General features: G+C 40.1%; 17 protein-coding genes and 1 pseudogene. 11 read left to right on the forward strand and 7 right to left on the reverse strand.

The features are described from left to right. On the forward strand, positions 1–417 hold a 417-nt coding region (locus ACS72_RS01185), incomplete at its 5' end, for a transposase family protein (protein ID WP_048880970.1). Beyond that, positions 365–892, forward strand: coding sequence for a transposase (locus ACS72_RS18345; protein WP_212771675.1), 528 nt, complete (start codon positions 365–367; stop codon positions 890–892). The genes ACS72_RS01185 and ACS72_RS18345, both read left to right, overlap by 53 nt. A gap of 308 nt (positions 893–1,200) precedes the next feature. Here the strand turns inward: ACS72_RS18345 and ACS72_RS01195 are convergent, their stop codons facing one another. Together ACS72_RS01195 and ACS72_RS01200 are read right to left on the reverse strand one after the other, a co-directional pair. Beyond that, positions 1,201–1,428 carry a hypothetical protein gene (locus ACS72_RS01195; protein ID WP_004815297.1) on the reverse strand — a complete coding sequence of 76 codons (228 nt, stop codon included), beginning with the start codon at positions 1,426–1,428 and terminating at the stop codon, positions 1,201–1,203. A 114-nt stretch (positions 1,429–1,542) separates the two neighbouring features. After that, positions 1,543–1,752, reverse strand: coding sequence for a cold-shock protein (locus ACS72_RS01200; RefSeq protein WP_004815299.1), 210 nt, complete (start codon positions 1,750–1,752; stop codon positions 1,543–1,545). 526 nt (positions 1,753–2,278) lie between these two features. Between ACS72_RS01200 and katE the strand changes: the two genes are divergently transcribed. Beyond that, positions 2,279–4,399, forward strand: coding sequence for a catalase HPII (gene katE, locus ACS72_RS01205; RefSeq protein ID WP_048880971.1), 2,121 nt, complete (start codon positions 2,279–2,281; stop codon positions 4,397–4,399). A gap of 217 nt (positions 4,400–4,616) precedes the next feature. Here katE and ACS72_RS01210 read toward each other — a convergent pair whose 3' ends face one another. Continuing rightward, on the reverse strand, positions 4,617–5,162 hold the full coding sequence (locus ACS72_RS01210) for a serine O-acetyltransferase (protein WP_048880972.1): 546 nt from the start codon (positions 5,160–5,162) through the stop codon (positions 4,617–4,619). A 511-nt stretch (positions 5,163–5,673) separates the two neighbouring features. Here ACS72_RS01210 and ACS72_RS01215 point away from each other — a divergent pair. Beyond that, complete coding sequence (locus tag ACS72_RS01215) at positions 5,674–5,898, forward strand: hypothetical protein (protein ID WP_008302599.1); 225 nt, start codon at positions 5,674–5,676, stop codon at positions 5,896–5,898. 471 nt (positions 5,899–6,369) lie between these two features. Here the strand turns inward: ACS72_RS01215 and ACS72_RS01225 are convergent, their stop codons facing one another. From ACS72_RS01225 to ACS72_RS01235, 3 genes are all read right to left on the reverse strand, one after another. Then, a complete protein-coding gene (locus ACS72_RS01225; RefSeq protein ID WP_008302597.1) occupies positions 6,370–6,720 on the reverse strand; it encodes a hypothetical protein in 351 nt (116 codons plus the stop codon). 206 nt (positions 6,721–6,926) lie between these two features. Then, the gene (locus ACS72_RS01230) at positions 6,927–7,580 is read right to left on the reverse strand and encodes a hypothetical protein (protein WP_008302596.1); all 654 of its coding nucleotides are present in this window, start codon (positions 7,578–7,580) and stop codon (positions 6,927–6,929) included. 87 nt (positions 7,581–7,667) lie between these two features. Further along, positions 7,668–8,366, reverse strand: a complete 699-nt coding sequence (locus ACS72_RS01235) for a DUF3820 family protein (protein ID WP_008302595.1) — start codon at positions 8,364–8,366, stop codon at positions 7,668–7,670. Between the two features lie 345 nt (positions 8,367–8,711). Here ACS72_RS01235 and ACS72_RS01240 point away from each other — a divergent pair, with 345 nt between their 5' ends. After that, positions 8,712–9,941: an alpha/beta fold hydrolase gene (locus ACS72_RS01240; RefSeq protein WP_008302594.1), complete on the forward strand. Its 1,230-nt coding sequence runs from the start codon at positions 8,712–8,714 to the stop codon at positions 9,939–9,941. 154 nt (positions 9,942–10,095) lie between these two features. Continuing rightward, entirely contained in the window at positions 10,096–11,349 is a 1,254-nt protein-coding gene (gene glyA / locus ACS72_RS01245) for a serine hydroxymethyltransferase (protein ID WP_004815326.1), read from the forward strand. 142 nt (positions 11,350–11,491) lie between these two features. Here glyA and ACS72_RS01250 read toward each other — a convergent pair whose 3' ends face one another. Continuing rightward, positions 11,492–12,040 (reverse strand): hypothetical protein, encoded by a 549-nt coding sequence (locus tag ACS72_RS01250; RefSeq protein WP_048880974.1) that lies wholly within the window; start codon positions 12,038–12,040, stop codon positions 11,492–11,494. Between the two features lie 122 nt (positions 12,041–12,162). On the opposite strand from ACS72_RS01250, the gene rnk reads away from it, so the two are divergent. The 5 genes and pseudogenes from rnk to ACS72_RS17905 form a co-directional block, all read left to right on the forward strand. Further along, entirely contained in the window at positions 12,163–12,561 is a 399-nt protein-coding gene (gene rnk, locus ACS72_RS01255) for a nucleoside diphosphate kinase regulator (protein ID WP_048880975.1), read from the forward strand. Between the two features lie 228 nt (positions 12,562–12,789). Then, positions 12,790–13,581, forward strand: coding sequence for a hypothetical protein (locus ACS72_RS01260; RefSeq protein WP_048880976.1), 792 nt, complete (start codon positions 12,790–12,792; stop codon positions 13,579–13,581). A gap of 16 nt (positions 13,582–13,597) precedes the next feature. Continuing rightward, positions 13,598–14,725 (forward strand): toxic anion resistance protein, encoded by a 1,128-nt coding sequence (locus ACS72_RS01265; RefSeq protein ID WP_008302588.1) that lies wholly within the window; start codon positions 13,598–13,600, stop codon positions 14,723–14,725. A gap of 40 nt (positions 14,726–14,765) precedes the next feature. Next, the gene (locus ACS72_RS01270; RefSeq protein WP_048880978.1) at positions 14,766–15,686 is read left to right on the forward strand and encodes a hypothetical protein; all 921 of its coding nucleotides are present in this window, start codon (positions 14,766–14,768) and stop codon (positions 15,684–15,686) included. Between the two features lie 237 nt (positions 15,687–15,923). Beyond that, positions 15,924–16,036 (forward strand): annotated as a pseudogene (locus ACS72_RS17905) (alkyl hydroperoxide reductase); the annotation flags it as partial.

Below are 16,036 nucleotides of genomic sequence, written 5' to 3' on the forward strand. Positions count from 1 at the left end.
GCATTCGTGCATAATCTGCGGATGAAATACATCGATTCAAACAAGCTTTCTGATCCTCAGTTCAAGCGATACACAGGCATCTCATGGTCAACTTTCTATTTGATGGTTGAGCAATTGCAGAAGCATGTCTCTGCCAAAGGCAGACCGCCCAAGTTAAGCCTGGAGGATCAGGTTCTGCTCTGTCTGAGCTATTGGCGGGGATACCGAACCTTATTTCACGTTGCGACGAGTTACGGGGTTTCAGAGCCCACAGCCTCAAGAATTGTCCGTCATGTTGAAGACTGCCTAATTCGGTCCAATCTGTTTAATTTACCCAAAGATTTACCCGAGGGCGAAGGCATCGACTGGAATGTTGTGATCGTGGATGCCACGGAAATTCCAATCCAAAGGCCTAAAAAAACAGAAGAAAAGCTATAGCGGCAAGAAAAAGCCCCATACCTTTAAAGTACAGGCCATGATTCACTACAAAACTCAGCAAATTCTGAGTTTATGTACCAGTCGCGGTGCAGTGCATGATTTCGAGTTGTTCAAACGCAATTTAAACCAGATTCCTTTTGGGGCTTTTATCCTTGCAGATAAAGGCTATCAGGGGATTTATGTGTTGTATCCGAATAGCCTGTTGCCATTAAAAGCCAAAAGACACTGTAAATTGGATCCTGAATTGAAAATCTATAATCAAGAAATCAATAAAAGAAGAATCGGAATTGAGCATGTATTTGGCAGCCTGAAAACCTTCAAAATCCTTGCTGAGCGTTATCGAAATAGAGGTAAAAGGCTTGGTTTGAGATTCAATTTAATCGCTGGAATCTACAACTTGCGTATAGTGGTAGCTAATCACTATATCAATCAAGATACAAGCAGCACTGCTGCGCAAAGGAGAAGTTATATCTAAGAAATCCTTTATCCTCTTGCGAAGTAATACTTCTCATCCTAAAGGGAGACGGAACTTTCAATATCCATTTAAATATAAATAATAACGATCATTTTTTGATTTATGAAATAGATCTTATATAGAAGATGTTTTTTTAATAAACAGAATAGTCATTAATGGTAAGTTATTACTCAGAATAAATTAAAAATTCAAAATATAAAAAAAGGAAGTCCTCTATAAGACACTTCCTCGTAAAATTTTTTTATCGCTATCTTTGATTAAAAATAGATCAGGATTCAGGTGCATCTTTTTTTAATGCAAGTAAAGAATTACATGATTCTCTCTTTAAACTTAAATAGCTCATTACTTTGAGCATAAAAAGACCGACCGTCCATATTTAAGTCGACTTCAAGACCTGACTGTAAAAGAACTTTCTTACCAACTTCGACCCATTTAAAGCCTTGGCGGGTATTTTGCTGTTTATTTAATGGAATGAGAGAAACCAGGATTTCAGTGCCATTGGCTGCTTTAGCAATTAAATTATTAAATTGATTCATTGTGTTACCTATTATTTTAATGTTTCTTCTATTTTTGAAAATAGAATAAAACTAGGGATTTCAAAAAATGAGAGGGAGCCTGATTTGCAGGCTCCCTCTAATGAATGTTGTCGATTAAAGAGCGACAATATTCACAGCATTAGGACCTTTTTGACCTTCAACAATGCTGAAAGAAACCTGTTGACCTTCAAATAAAGTTTTGAAACCTGAACTGCTAATTTCTCGGAAATGAGCAAAAACGTCTGGACCTGATTCTTGTTGAATAAAGCCAAAACCTTTAGTTTCGTTGAACCATTTTACTGTGCCAGTAACTGTATTAGACATAAAATAACCTTTTGATTTTAGTATTTTTCGAATTAAATAAACGAAAATATGCTGAGAATAGGAAAGAATTGAAATGATGATCTGAAAAAACGAATGCTTATAAAATAATTAAAAACGACGATACTTAAAGAAAATAGAATAACAATACTTTGTATTTGATATTCATCATACACTTTATATCAAAATATTCAGTAAAAATTTAAAATATTATATAAATAATTAATAAGATATTGTTCATGTATAGTTTATTAATCGTCTTAAGTCCTGCTTGAAGCTATCTAAAGTCGCTACGTAGCATTTGCTGAATACAGACTTCTCCTTAAACATTAACTGATCTATACACGGTGTCACAAAGCGCTACAGCTTCCATGTATGCCCCATAGTATTTTAGAAAGGCGCCTAATAAGCGATATAACTCCTTTGAATGTGAGTGAACAATCGCCGTCATTTAAATAATAGAAGATAAAAAACAAAAGCTTAAAGCCAAATTTGTTTTTTATCAAAAGGGTAATAATAAGGAAGTCACATGAAAGAGACCAAGAGTGAGCTAGCAGGTACTGATCGTCCGGATTTGAAAAATCATAATGAGAAGAATGCCCAGCTTGATGCATACCGTCGTGATGCAACTGGGCAGGCTCTGACCACCAACCAGGGGGTGAAAATTTCTGATAACCAGAATAGCCTGAAAGCTGGTACTCGTGGTGGAACTTTGCTGGAAGACTTTATCTTTCAGGAAAAAATGACGCATTTTGACCATGAGCGTATTCCTGAACGTATTGTGCATGCCCGTGGTGTGGCAGCACATGGTGTATTTAAGGCTTATCCTGGCAATGAGCGCTTTACCAAGGCTGGATTCCTGACCGATACTGAGCGCGAGACTCCTATGTTTGTGCGCTTTTCTACCGTAAAGGGTCCACGAGGTTCAGCGGATACAGTACGTGATATTCGCGGTTTTGCGATGAAGTTCTATACTCAGGAAGGGGTATATGACCTGGTGGGAAATAATGCGCCAGTATTCTTTATCCAGGACGGAATCAAGTTCCCGGATTTCGTGCATGCGATGAAGCCTGAACCACATACCGAGATTCCTACTGTACAGACTGCGCATGATACATTCTGGGATTTCGTTTCTCTCGTACCTGAAACTGCCCATGCGGTGATGTGGGCAATGTCTGACCGTGCTATTCCACGTAACTTCCGTTCAATTCAAGGCTTCGGTGTCAATACTTTCCGTATGATCAATGCGGATGGTGAAGCAGTCTTTGTTAAATTCCACTGGACACCAAAACAAGGTCTGACCCAGCTGACTTGGGATGAGGCACAAAAACTGGCAGGTCGTGACCCAGATTTTCACCGTCGTGATTTGTATGATGCAATTGATTCAGGCAATTATCCGGAATGGGAACTAGGTGTACAGATCGTACCTGAAGCCGATGAGCACAAGTTTGATTTTGACCTGCTGGATGCAACTAAACTCATTCCTGAAGAGCTTGTACCGGTTACACCAATCGGTAGCTTTGTACTTAACCGTAATGTGGAAAACTTCTTTGCAGAAACCGAGCAGGTGGCCTTCTGTCCGGCACATATTGTACCGGGGATTGATTTCTCGAATGACCCATTACTACAGGCACGTGTGTTCTCCTATACCGATACACAGTTGATTCGTCTGGGTGGACCAAACTTCCACCAGATTCCAATCAACCAGCCAGTTTGCCCATTCCATAATAATCAGCGTGATGGTTATCATCAGCGTGCGATCCATCGTGGACAGGCCTCTTATGAACCAAATTCTATCGATAATAACTGGCCAACGGAAACCACACCGGCAGCGTCGAATGGTGGTTTCGAAAGTTATGCCGAGCGTATTGACGGACGTAAGATTCGTGAGCGTAGTCCATCATTTAGTGACCACTTTACCCAGGCACGATTGTATTACCGCAGTCTGACGCCATATGAACAACGTCATGTGGTGAATGCTTATGTTTTTGAGCTGAGCAAGGTGCAACGTTTGTATATCCGTGAACGTGAAGTGCTAGAAATTCTGTGCAATATCGATCTGGATCTGGCTCAGCAGGTGGCAACCAAACTGGGGATTGTAATTCCGCCAGAAAAACTGAATGTGGAATTGCCGGAAGTAACGCCATCTAAACGCATTTCTCTGGAAGCCTTCCCGGCGCCCGATATCAAGGGCAAGAAAATTGCTGTTCTAGTGCATGACAAGGTTAATCAGGCGAATGTGGATGCGGTATTAGCTTGGGCCAAGGAGGAAAGTGCCATTGCTGAGGTACTCGCCCCGACACCTGCACCTGTATTGAGTAGCAATGGTGCAGAAGTAATGGCAGATGGTATGCAACGAGGTGAGCCATCAGTACTTTATGACGCCGTTGTTATGGTCGATGGTGATAATTATGACCAGGTGTTGAAAGACGGCACGGCTAAACACTACATCATTGAAGCTTACGTACACTTAAAGCCAATTGTGCTCTTGGGTGAAAAAGCTGACCTGATCAATACTTTAGGCCTGGTCGCTGATGAAGGCACGCTTTCACATCAAGACTTCAAATCAGTCGCTATGGAATTAAAGCAACTGATTATGAAACATCGTGTTTGGGCGCGTGAACCAGTATCAGAAATGATTCCAGGTTAAAACAGCCAAGTCAAAAAAAAACTCCCTCAAATTGAGGGAGTTTTTTTAGGCTGTATAATTTAAATCAATCAGCTCGTATCTACATCTTTTTATCCACAAATGCATTCTGTTCAAATGCAATCCAAATGAGCGTCACAAAACCTATCCAGATGATTAAAATTCTTATAAATTTTTAGGTTTGATAACTGGATTCATTATTTATTTCAGATGAACTTCTTTATTTTTCACCAGGCGGCCAGCGGCGGTTTACGGAGTTACCTGCATTATTATAATGAATCACTTTGGCATAATTTCCCACGGCTGTGGCATTTTCAGGAATGTCTTTAGTGACCACACTACCAGCACCGATCGTGGCATTGTTGCCAATTTTGACATTATCAATAATGCAGACATTCGGCCCAATATAAACATTATCGCCGATATAGGCTGCCTGTTTCCCGCCATTGGCACCAATGGTCGTAAATTGTGACAGATTTACATTGTTACCAATGATTGTAGTGGGGTTCACTACTACAGGTCCACCATGGCCGATATATAATCCATAACCAATTTGCGTACTGCAATGAATGTCGATGCCGTATTTCTTTTTCTTATAATAAAAAATAGGGTAGGCCAATTTCGCAATAAATGAATTGGAAGAGGCCAGACGCAACCAGAAGCTAAAATTAAAACCGTGGTTAAATAGGTAGTTTTTAATCAGAGATTTTGCTGAGGTATTACCGCAATAGCGATACAAATCACTAAGAATAGGTTGCCAGATCATGACTGAGCATTGGATAGAAAAGACAGTGTATTTTGCGCTGAAATGAATAAATTCAGAAGTCTGCAAGCCTAGCGGATTTTATGAAAATCACAATTGAAAAATTGTATGAATCTACTTTTAAAAATGTAATCAGGACTTGCACCACTATCAGGTGCAGCCTATATTAAGCTTACGGTAGGTCAAAAAACCATGCGACGACGCTACCAATAAGTTGGACGGATCAATGACAGTTAGTTGAGCTCGAATTTCGATTCAGGCAATAAATCTAGCACTAGCCATCCAACACAGAGCCCGCAGCGATGCGGGCTTTTTAATGTCTGGTTTTTAGTTTTGTCTGTGCGATTAAGGGAGTAGCAACAAACTATTCATTTGGTTTTGCAATGCATCTTATGCCGGAATAATATCCTGCTAAAAAATCTTACATATTCGTTTGAAAGCCTTTTAAATAAATATGTTATAAGAATTTAGAAGATCAGAATTAATAAATCCAAATTAAAAGGAGGGTACCGCAATGACAAAAGAGATGATTAATGTGCAAGTCAAAAACCAGTATGGAAAAATCCTTGATGTAAAAGCATTATTGCGCGCCGGTGCCCAGCATAGAGATCCTTCCCAACGTTTAGAACAGCAAGTTGAATACATTGTGGTGGACGATGAAATTATCCGACCAACGATTGAATTACTATTTGCCAGTGAGCAAACAGACTGTATTTATCGTGTTATGGAGCCAAAATAGGAAACTATTTTTCAGTTAAGTCTGGAAATATAGAAGCTATAGCTCATCTAAGGATGGGCTATTTTTTTAAATCCTATTGTTTCAGATTAACTGATTAAAAATAAATGCCAGCAGATGATAACGAACTAAGGGATAAGGATCAGATACTTCGCTACGGTTTATACGGATTTGTTGGCATACCTGTCCTAAGTCATGTTTTTGTATAAGGATATATTCTTGAGACAGAGGATCGGGTTGAAGCCTGAGCTGGCGACTTTGAGACTTCAAATTAAAAGCATTCAGGCATTCTTCTATATTTTGGTGAAGCTGAAATAGGACGAGGGCTTGAGTGTTATGTTGATGAGCATATCGCATAATTTAGATTCTATTCTTATCTATTATTATGCACTTAGCTTAACGCGATTTTTAACTCAATGCCTGAATAGTAGATAGTTCAAGCATTGAGTTAATAACTTGTCAACGAGCTTAAACTTAAAAACTTTTTAGAGTGACATTCACATCATAACGACCAAATTCTTCCAGAATCTGCTGAAGCGTTTGTTGTCCCAATGCATCTGCAGCTGCAATTTGTACTTCCTGATTGGTCTTGCTGTCAAAGCATTCAATCGTCTGAATCAGCCATTGATGTTCATAGGCAGTTTTCTCAATCAGTATGCGACGTGGTTGCAGCGCATCACTGATCTGGCGAGGCAAGACATACGTGATCGCCAACTGAATATGTTCTAGTTCATCGGCAGCACTGACAAAAGTAATGACCCAGTTTCCCACCTTGCTCAGTTGCATGGGATTATCAAAAGCATCGAATTCAAGATAGTATTGCATAAGCGTGGGAAGAATAAAAAATAATACATTCTATATGGCTTTAAATCCTTAATATAGCTATGCATCTATAGTCGAAAGTAAATGAATATAACTACTTTTGTATGAATTAAAATTATATTTTTCAATTAATTAATAAAAATTCTTGGCTGGATTTATTCATCTTTAAACTTAAACTAGACTTAAAAAGACTGAATCTATGAAAGGTTTTAAGCCTGAGCACGCAGCATGGATAAAGCATGGCTAATTTGCTTGAACAGTTGGTTTAACTCTTGTGAAGGCATGCGGCTTTCCTGGAGAAGTGTCAACCATTGTACCTGACAGACTTTTAAGGCATTGATATCTGGTGCCTGAGCAATATTTTGAATGTGTTGTTTGGCCAATAAGCCACAGTATTTTTTTAAACTGTCTAGCATCAAGCTGCGTATTTGTTCTTGGTTGAGTGTTATATAGGGGATGTCAGCAGGTACGTCAGGCACGTGGATCGTGGCAACTAATGTCGTAGTAATCGGCGCTTCAAGATCGGCAGATGAGGCAGGACGGGTGATTGAAGTCTGAATATTTGATTCAGGAAAGTGTGGAAATGAAGCTTTTACTGAGTTATTAGTAGGCGCTGAAGTCTGTGCTGACTCTGTACCGAATACTGCATTTGAAGTCTCTAACTCTTGTATTTCAATCAGTCCTATATCACATAATTGTTGCAGCAAATCATGTGGTGCAATACGCGCTTTAAACTGAGGTGTGAGTAAATCAAAATCTTCAGTGCCAATTAAAACCAAAAGACGTCTTTGACGTGCATTAAGCTCGACATTACGATGTTGAAGAACATGTAGACCCTTTGCAGTTTTTGAATAGCGCATCATACCTAAATGCCTTATATACAGAATTCAGGTAGATGCTAATATGAAAAAATTACACTAATATGAAGATGTTGTTAAATTTGCTTAAAATTAAAGTGTTGTAATTGCAGTATTTTCTAAAGCCTTACGCAGATAAGGATCGAGATCCTCCTGACGAAGCAGCCATTGCACATAGTCAGCAGGCAGTTCAGCAATCGCAGTGCCACGATGCTTACCAAAATTGATGGTACGTGGAATACGTGCATCTTCAGAAGCTTCATATAGTTCTTCAATACTGCTGATTTTCAGGTGATGCACAATATGCATCAGGATATTTGCGGTCAGAATAATATCCATATCGGCACGATGCGCTTTACGGATCATTTCACGGGCACGGTCACTGCCACGGGTAATCATATAAATCAGGGCAGAGATATTGTGGGCCACAGCATCTGGCCATACGCGACGAGCCAAAGCGAGCGTACAAATCGCTTTAATATTAGATGAATTTACACCGCATTTTTCTAAGGCTCGAATATCGTAATCAATATTATGACCAATAATATAAGTGGTTTCCTGTGGAAGTTCGAAACTGCTGTAATGTGGTTGTCCTTCCAGATCTGATTCCAGAATATGGTGCACGGCCATGGCTGCAAAAGAAATCGGTTCATCACAGCTATAGAGCTGATCAAACAGTCGGCTTTTATCCAAGCTGATTTTATGGTCCAGAATGTCCACAGGCGCATACGCAATTTCAATCGGCTGACCGTTTAGTGTATGGGTTTCAGTGTCGAGAATGATGGCCTGCATGACGAAAATTTGCCTGAAAAAGGTGAGGATTAAAATCTAACATTATTATTTCACTACTGACAATTGGAATGCCTGATTTTTACTTTTAATTGAAGGCTTTTTGACTGATACAGAATATTTTTAAACTGAACTAATAAATAAAGGTTTTTGTAGTTTTTGTAATTATTTCAATAGCTTAAGATTATTATGCCGAAATCAATCGAAACTTGGGCTGTATTTGTTAGATAAATAACAAAATAATCTCTTGCCATTAATACAATAAATTGGGAAATTAATCTCTAGTTTTATCATTTGATAAAACTATAAAAATCATAAGAGACAATAATTAAGACAAGGATAAGATCGATGAAACGTCATGTATTGACTGGTTCTCTACTCGCCCTAAGCGTAGCTTTAACTGCGTGTAATGATAGTGATGATGATGGTAATTATGAGTCCAAACCCGCTATTCCAGTAAATAATATTGCCAATCCAGTTGTAGCAACGCCTGTGGCTTATACCGAAACGGACCTGACTGCTGTTGCCGATGAAAGCGTGGTTATGACTTATAAGATGTTAGGTATCAATAATAACGAAACCCAGGCAACGGCACTGGTTTTCACTCCAAAAGGAACACCTCCTGCGAAAGGTTGGCCGATAGTTGCATGGGCACATGGTACGACCGGTGTGGCTGATCAGTGTGCGCCAAGTAAAAATCAGCTTAATAATGACATCACGAATATGATTACTGGTCTCCTTAAGGCTGGATACATTGTCGTTGCACCTGATTATGAAGGCTTAGGAGAGCCGAGTGGCACAGAACTTCATCCTTTCCTTAATCTTAAGAGTGAAGCCTATTCAATTACCGATGCAGTGGTAGCTGCAAAAGACTATTTAGGATCGGAAGCTTCTAATCAATGGATGGCTGTCGGACATTCTCAAGGTGGTCAAGCGGCTTTAGGTGCTGCTCAATATGCAGCACGTGCATCTCAAATGACTTATAAAGGTACGGTAGCTTTAGCACCTGCTTCTAATTTCAGTTTGATTTTGGCAGGTGGTGAGGCTCAAGCTGGACAGGAAACAAATCTGAATAAAAAAATTGAAACTTTAGCCTCTTTAGATACTTTTACTGCACTGATTGTAGCTGGATTGCGTAATCCGAACCCGAATCTGCAATATAGTCAAGTATTTCAAAATCCAACGGACGACATTGCCAAGAATGCTGAATCAGATTGTTATGAAGTATTGGGCGGAAAATTCGGTAACGAAATGGGAATTTATCTTAACGATAAAAAAACCTTAGAAGGATACCCGCGTACTCAAGCTAATTTTATGAGTATCCCAGTGGTCAAAACCTTCCTCGAAAAAGATTCTCAGCCTTTACAGGTAAAAGTGACTACACCAGTAATTATTTATCAGGGAGGGGCAGATAAGACTGTTCCAAAAGCTGCAACAGATGTTTTAGTTAGATCAGCAAATCAGAAACAAACCTCATTAGGATATATTACGAACAATTCATGGGATCACAGCAGTGTCTATACATCGAATATTCCTAATATTATTGAAGATGTAAAATCTCTAATGCCAATTCAATAACTTATTTTTATCTATATAGCTCATGTTTTTTTAAGCATGAGCTATTTTTATTGCAAACTGGATAAAGTTCCTAGTCGAAAATAGCAAAGTTCATGCTACAATACGCGCCAATCTTAGCACGGCTTAAAAGCCCTAATTTAATAGGACCTCGCTAATGTTTGCCAATATCTCTATTGCTGAATTTGATCCAGAAATCGCTCAAGCAATCTCTAACGAAGATGCTCGCCAAGAAGCGCACATCGAGTTGATCGCTTCTGAAAACTATTGCTCACCAGCAGTAATGGAAGCTCAAGGATCAAAACTCACTAACAAATATGCAGAAGGCTACCCAGGCAAACGCTACTATGGCGGTTGTGAATATGTAGATGTCATTGAACAATTGGCAATTGACCGTGCTAAAGAATTATTTGGTGCTGATTATGCTAACGTTCAGCCACATGCTGGTTCTCAGGCAAACTCTGCAGTTTATCTGGCGCTTCTTAACCCAGGCGATACAGTATTGGGTATGAGCCTGGCTCACGGTGGTCACTTGACTCACGGTGCGAAAGTAAGCTTCTCTGGTAAAACTTATAACGCGATTCAATACGGTCTAAACCCGGAAACTGGTGAGATCGATTACGAAGAAGTTGAACGTCTGGCAGTTGAACATAAACCACGTATGATCGTGGCTGGTTTCTCTGCGTACAGCCAAATTGTAGATTGGCAACGTTTCCGTGAAATCGCAGACAAAGTAGGCGCGTACCTGTTTGTTGATATGGCTCACGTGGCTGGCCTGGTTGCTGCTGGCGTTTACCCAAGCCCAGTTCAAATTGCTGACGTAACCACGACAACGACTCACAAAACACTTCGTGGTCCACGTTCAGGTTTGATCCTTGCAAAAGCAAACGAAGAAATCGAGAAAAAACTTCAATCAGCTGTATTCCCAGGTAACCAAGGTGGTCCTCTGGTTCACGCGGTTGCTGCTAAAGCGATCTGCTTCAAAGAAGCAATGGCACCTGAATATAAAGCTTACCAACAACAAGTTGTGAAGAATGCGCAAGCAATGGCTGAAGTTCTGATTGAACGCGGTTATGACGTTGTTTCTGGCGGTACAAAGAACCATCTGTTCTTGTTGTCTCTGATCAAACAAGACATTACTGGTAAAGACGCTGATGCTTGGTTAGGTGCTGCTCACATCACTGTGAACAAAAACTCTGTACCAAACGACCCACGTTCTCCATTCGTCACTTCTGGTATCCGTATTGGTACACCTGCAGTAACCACTCGTGGTTTTGGCGAAGCTGAAGTACGTGAACTTGCTGGCTGGATCGCTGACATCCTGGACAGCAAAGGCGAAGAAGCTGTGATCGCTGCGGTTAAAGAAAAAGTTGCAGCTGTATGTGCAAAATTCCCTGTATATGCTAAATAATTGTAGCTGAAGCAGAAAAAAGCTCCCGATCTGGGGGCTTTTTTTATTTTTTATTTTTTAATTCAATCAACTAAATAGCTTGTTTACTTAATAATCAATCGCGATCAACAAGCTCAAAAAATCTGCTTTCACAGCTTATGCTTTAAATTCGGAATACAGTAGAGTAATCATATTGATCTATGGCTTGTGGATGTCGATAATTAAAAATAAAGCTCTGAATATCTGCACTGATACTGGTGTTCATTTCCATACTTGAAAAATGCTTCAAAACATAATCAATCGGAAATACGATCTGCCCATGAAGCTCCAAGCCATAGTAATATTGTGAATTGGCAAACTCGGTACCTGGTATTAAAGCCACCATCTGGAGTTCTTCAAGGCTTAGCCAATGTTCAGTACAGTTCAATTCAGAACTGATAAAATAACGGATCTGGCTGGTGATCAAGAGCACAGTATTCAGCTTTTGAATGGTCTTGTTAAAGTCAGCTGTCAAAATTCCTAAATGCTTCTTAAATGCCTGAAAAAATTGATCAAGACGAAGCAGACTTTCCGGACTATTATCAAAGTTAATGGTCTTTAATGCCTGACTGACATAAAAGGTACGTTCCGAATCCGGATGATGCAGCTGAGCACGCAGACCTTGCATGAAATTCGTGCTACTGTATGTTGAAGTAGATTGTGCAAATGCCATCTTATTCTTCTTTTTATTTTGTTATTTTAGTTTTAAATATATTGCAAATATTTTTTAAATCAAGAATTTAATTTTAATCTGTTTATGAAGATTCATTGAAATGCTCGATCAGGAGAGAGTGCATGCAAAAAACCAAGCTTATTTTGTCGGAACAGGATCTGAACCGTCTGGAGACTATGCTTGAAAATCAACCCAAGCTGACTCCAACCATGCAGCAGCTAGAGGATGAACTGGCACGGGCAGAGGTAGTTAAACCTCAAGATATTCCTGCCAATATCGTTACCATGCATGCACGCGCCTTGGTCACAATTGCTAACCAGACTAAAGAAATTACGCTGGTCTATCCGCATGAGTTCAGAGGTGAGCCGGGACAGCTGAATATTGTAGCGCCTGTCGGTGCCGCGATCCTTGGGCTGGCGGAAGGGGAAACCATTGAATGGCCGCAGCCAGACGGTGAAATGATGAAAGTCAAAATAGAAAAGGTGCTGTATCAGCCAGAACGTGAAGGGGACTATTTATAAAGTCGTTCTGATCTCTTGCATAATAGAAAAGCCTCATATCAGTGGGGCTTTTCTATTTGGTTTTGGTATTTTGTAATTTTATTAAGATAACTAAAGCTTAAAGCCAACAATATCTTTAACTTATATAAAAAATTCTATGCCTTAAATGCTTTCCTTTGCAAAATGCTACATGTTATGTTGAAGGAAACCACGTACTATAAAAATCGGTTCAACTGAGTTTAAAGGGCTATGTCACAGATAGATGTTTTGATCCCGATCCAGGATATTGCAGCAGATCCGAGTGAGATTTTAAGCATCAAGCGTAATGAGCTTGTCCCTTTGCTCAGTGATCAGTACAGGTTGAATCATTATGCCGATCAGTTGATTCAAGCCCAGGCAGTCCTGTTAAATGGGGTTGATCCGCAACTGACCCAACAGCTCAGCCAGACCATTGAAAAAATTATTCAGGCGCTGGCAGATTCCAAAAAATATCTGAAACAGCGCAAGTTTAATGCCTTGCAAAAATGGCTAGGAATTGATCTGGATTATGGCTCCAGTCAGGTTGAGTATTATAAAAATCTGGATCGTTTGCTCGATCAGGCCAGTCATCTCAGCCGTAAACTACAGATTGAAATCCAGAAATCCCAGTCACGCTTCCAACAGCTCACAGGTTTACGTGAACAGATGGCTAAACATATTCTGGCCGCAGAAGAATTTCTGCAGGAATATCCACAGTTTGTGAAAAACCAGCATCCGCTGGATAATTTCTCAGAACGTTTATCCAAGAAAATCCATACCTTAAAAACCCTGCAAGCCAGTAATGATATTGCCATTACCCAGATGCAACTGTCCCAACAGCTTTCCTTTAGCCTGCTGGACCGGTTTAAGGAAGCACAGCAGGTATTGATTCCGGCCTGGCAATATCATGTCAAACAAAGCAACAGTAAACACTCGACAAGTGATCTGGAAAAACTTGATAATAGTCGGGAAAATCTGATTAAAACGTTAAGAAAATCGCTCGAAAAACCCTCGAAAATATAACAAGATAAGGTGAACTATGACCAATCCTGATACTGTGAATCTGCCTGTCAAAAAAGACAATGAAATTGCTGAACAGAAATTTCAGCAAATGGACCTGAAAGAACTGGGTTTACAGCCTGAGGATTTTCAGGAAGTGCTGGCAGTGCGCAAGGAATTGCAGGAAATGAGTCATAATGCTGTTGCAGAATACGGCAAGAATATTGCCAGCAAGACTGCGACCTATACTGATGAACTGCTCAATCTGGTTCAAAACCGGGATCTGGATACAACAGGTCAGAAACTGAATCAGGTGGTTCAGGTGGCACAGCAGCTGAATGCTTCCAGTATTCTGAGCAAAAATAAAACCTCAGGTTTCTTCGGTAATCTGCTTAATAAATTCAAAGGTGCCAAACAGAATTTTGATACTCATTTTAATACCACCAAAGAACAGATTGATGTACTGGTTAAAGAAATTGAGACTTCACAATCTGGCTTGAAAGCACGTGTATCGACTTTAGATAAAATGTTCGATGGTGTGCAGGATGAATATAAGCAGCTGGGCATTCATATTGCTGCAGGGCGCATCCGTGAACATGAATTACAGCAGGATATTGCTGCATTGACAGCATTACCACAAGATCAGACCACTACCCAGAAAATTTATGACCTGAATCATCTGGCCAATAATCTGGAAAAACGTATCAGTGATTTGCAGGTATTACAGCAATCCGCGATGCAGACCTTGCCCATGATTCGCATTATTCAATCTAATAATCTGATGCTGGTCGACAAATTCTATGCGATTAAAAACATTACCTTGCCGGCCTGGAAGAACCAGATCAGCCTGGCGATTTCCCTGCATGAACAAAAGAACAGTGTCCAGCTTGCCAATAGTATTGATGATGCGACCAATGAGCTGTTACGTCGCAATGCTGACCTGCTGCATCAGAACTCTGTCGACACGGCTCGTGCCAACCAGCGTTCAGTCATTGACATAGAAACACTTGAACATGTCCAAAATACCCTTATTAATACAGTAAATGATGTGATTCAGATTCAGAAAGAAGGCATGCAGAAACGTACTGAAGCGACAGCACGTTTAAAAGCCTTGCAGGATAATCTGAATTATCTGGTCATTGAATCAAGTACGGACAGGTCAGAATAATATTGAGCACCTGTCCCCAGATTTATTAGAGGAGTCAGGTTTGCCACCATTAGATGAGTATGCTGTAAATCCTCGTGAGATTGAGCAGGGTGTCGTTGCACTGAAAAAGCGTCAGAACCGCCTGACTTTACTTAGTGTCACGACGGCCACCGTCGGTATTGCATCCTTAATTGGCCTGTTTTTGCATCAGGAACTGGTCTATGGGTTTTTCGGACTCAGTACCGAAGTGCAGCAATTGCATCTACCGGTTAGTGTCGACGCCAATTTAGCCAGTATTGGTGACAGCCCAGACTATTTCTTTAGTCTATTAAGCTGGTTTGGCTGGCTGATTCTGAAATTATTTACTTCTTTTATTGGTGCATTCTTTGTCGTGCACTTCCTGAAAAAAAACCGTTATTTTTATGTTCGTTTTCAGTCCTTTGTAATGAAATTTGTGGGCTGGTTGATTGCTTTTATCCTGATCTGGGGCGGACTGAGCTACTGGCAGCACGACCTGAATGGTGATCATGATGATGCATATCAAAAGGCGGTATATTACGACAGCAATATCAATGACAGTGATATTGCCCGTTATTTAGTGGATTCGGAAGATATTAAAGCACCGGTGAAGTCCTATTTGCTCGCCCAGACCGCATTATTGCATGAACCAGCCGATTTATCAGCCGCCCGACCGCATGTACTGCGACTAATTGAGGCGGAGAAAAGCGACAATCAGTTTGATCAATATGGTTTTAAGGCAGAGCAGCTGTGGACCATGCAACAGCAGGTATACGGCAAGGCCCTGACACCGGCAGCTGAATCGGTCAGTACCCAGGTACAACAAGCCAATCAGTTGACCGATATTGTTCAGGTAGTCATCAGTATTATATTGGCCGTATCTGTAGTGATGAGTTTGATTTTCTTTGCATTGGCCAATGCCATTAAAAAACGTTCATTGCGGATTGAACAACGCTTGAACTAAATGAATAAAGCTCCAGTCATGGAGCTTTTCTTTTTATTGTTTTCCCTCGTGGGGAGTAAAGGAAATATGGTTGTTTAATGAAATAGCTATATGCCAATGTATTGAAATCATATTAAAAATTATTTAATAATCTAAAAAAACGATCATTTGTATAAAAACAAACTGTTTTACCTCTTTTTAAATTTATCCTATTATTCTTTCATCGAATAAATTATTACTCCTTTGGAGACGTTAGCAATGTTAGATCAAAATACAGCAGCCCAATTAAAAACCCTTTTAGAACGCCTTGAAGGACCAATCGAACTGGTAGCCACTTTAGATGCTTCAGATAAATCTGCAAAAATCAATGA

The organism is Acinetobacter sp. VT 511, assembly GCF_001077515.1.
In the GTDB taxonomy this organism is placed as follows: Bacteria; Pseudomonadota; Gammaproteobacteria; order Pseudomonadales; family Moraxellaceae; genus Acinetobacter; species Acinetobacter schindleri.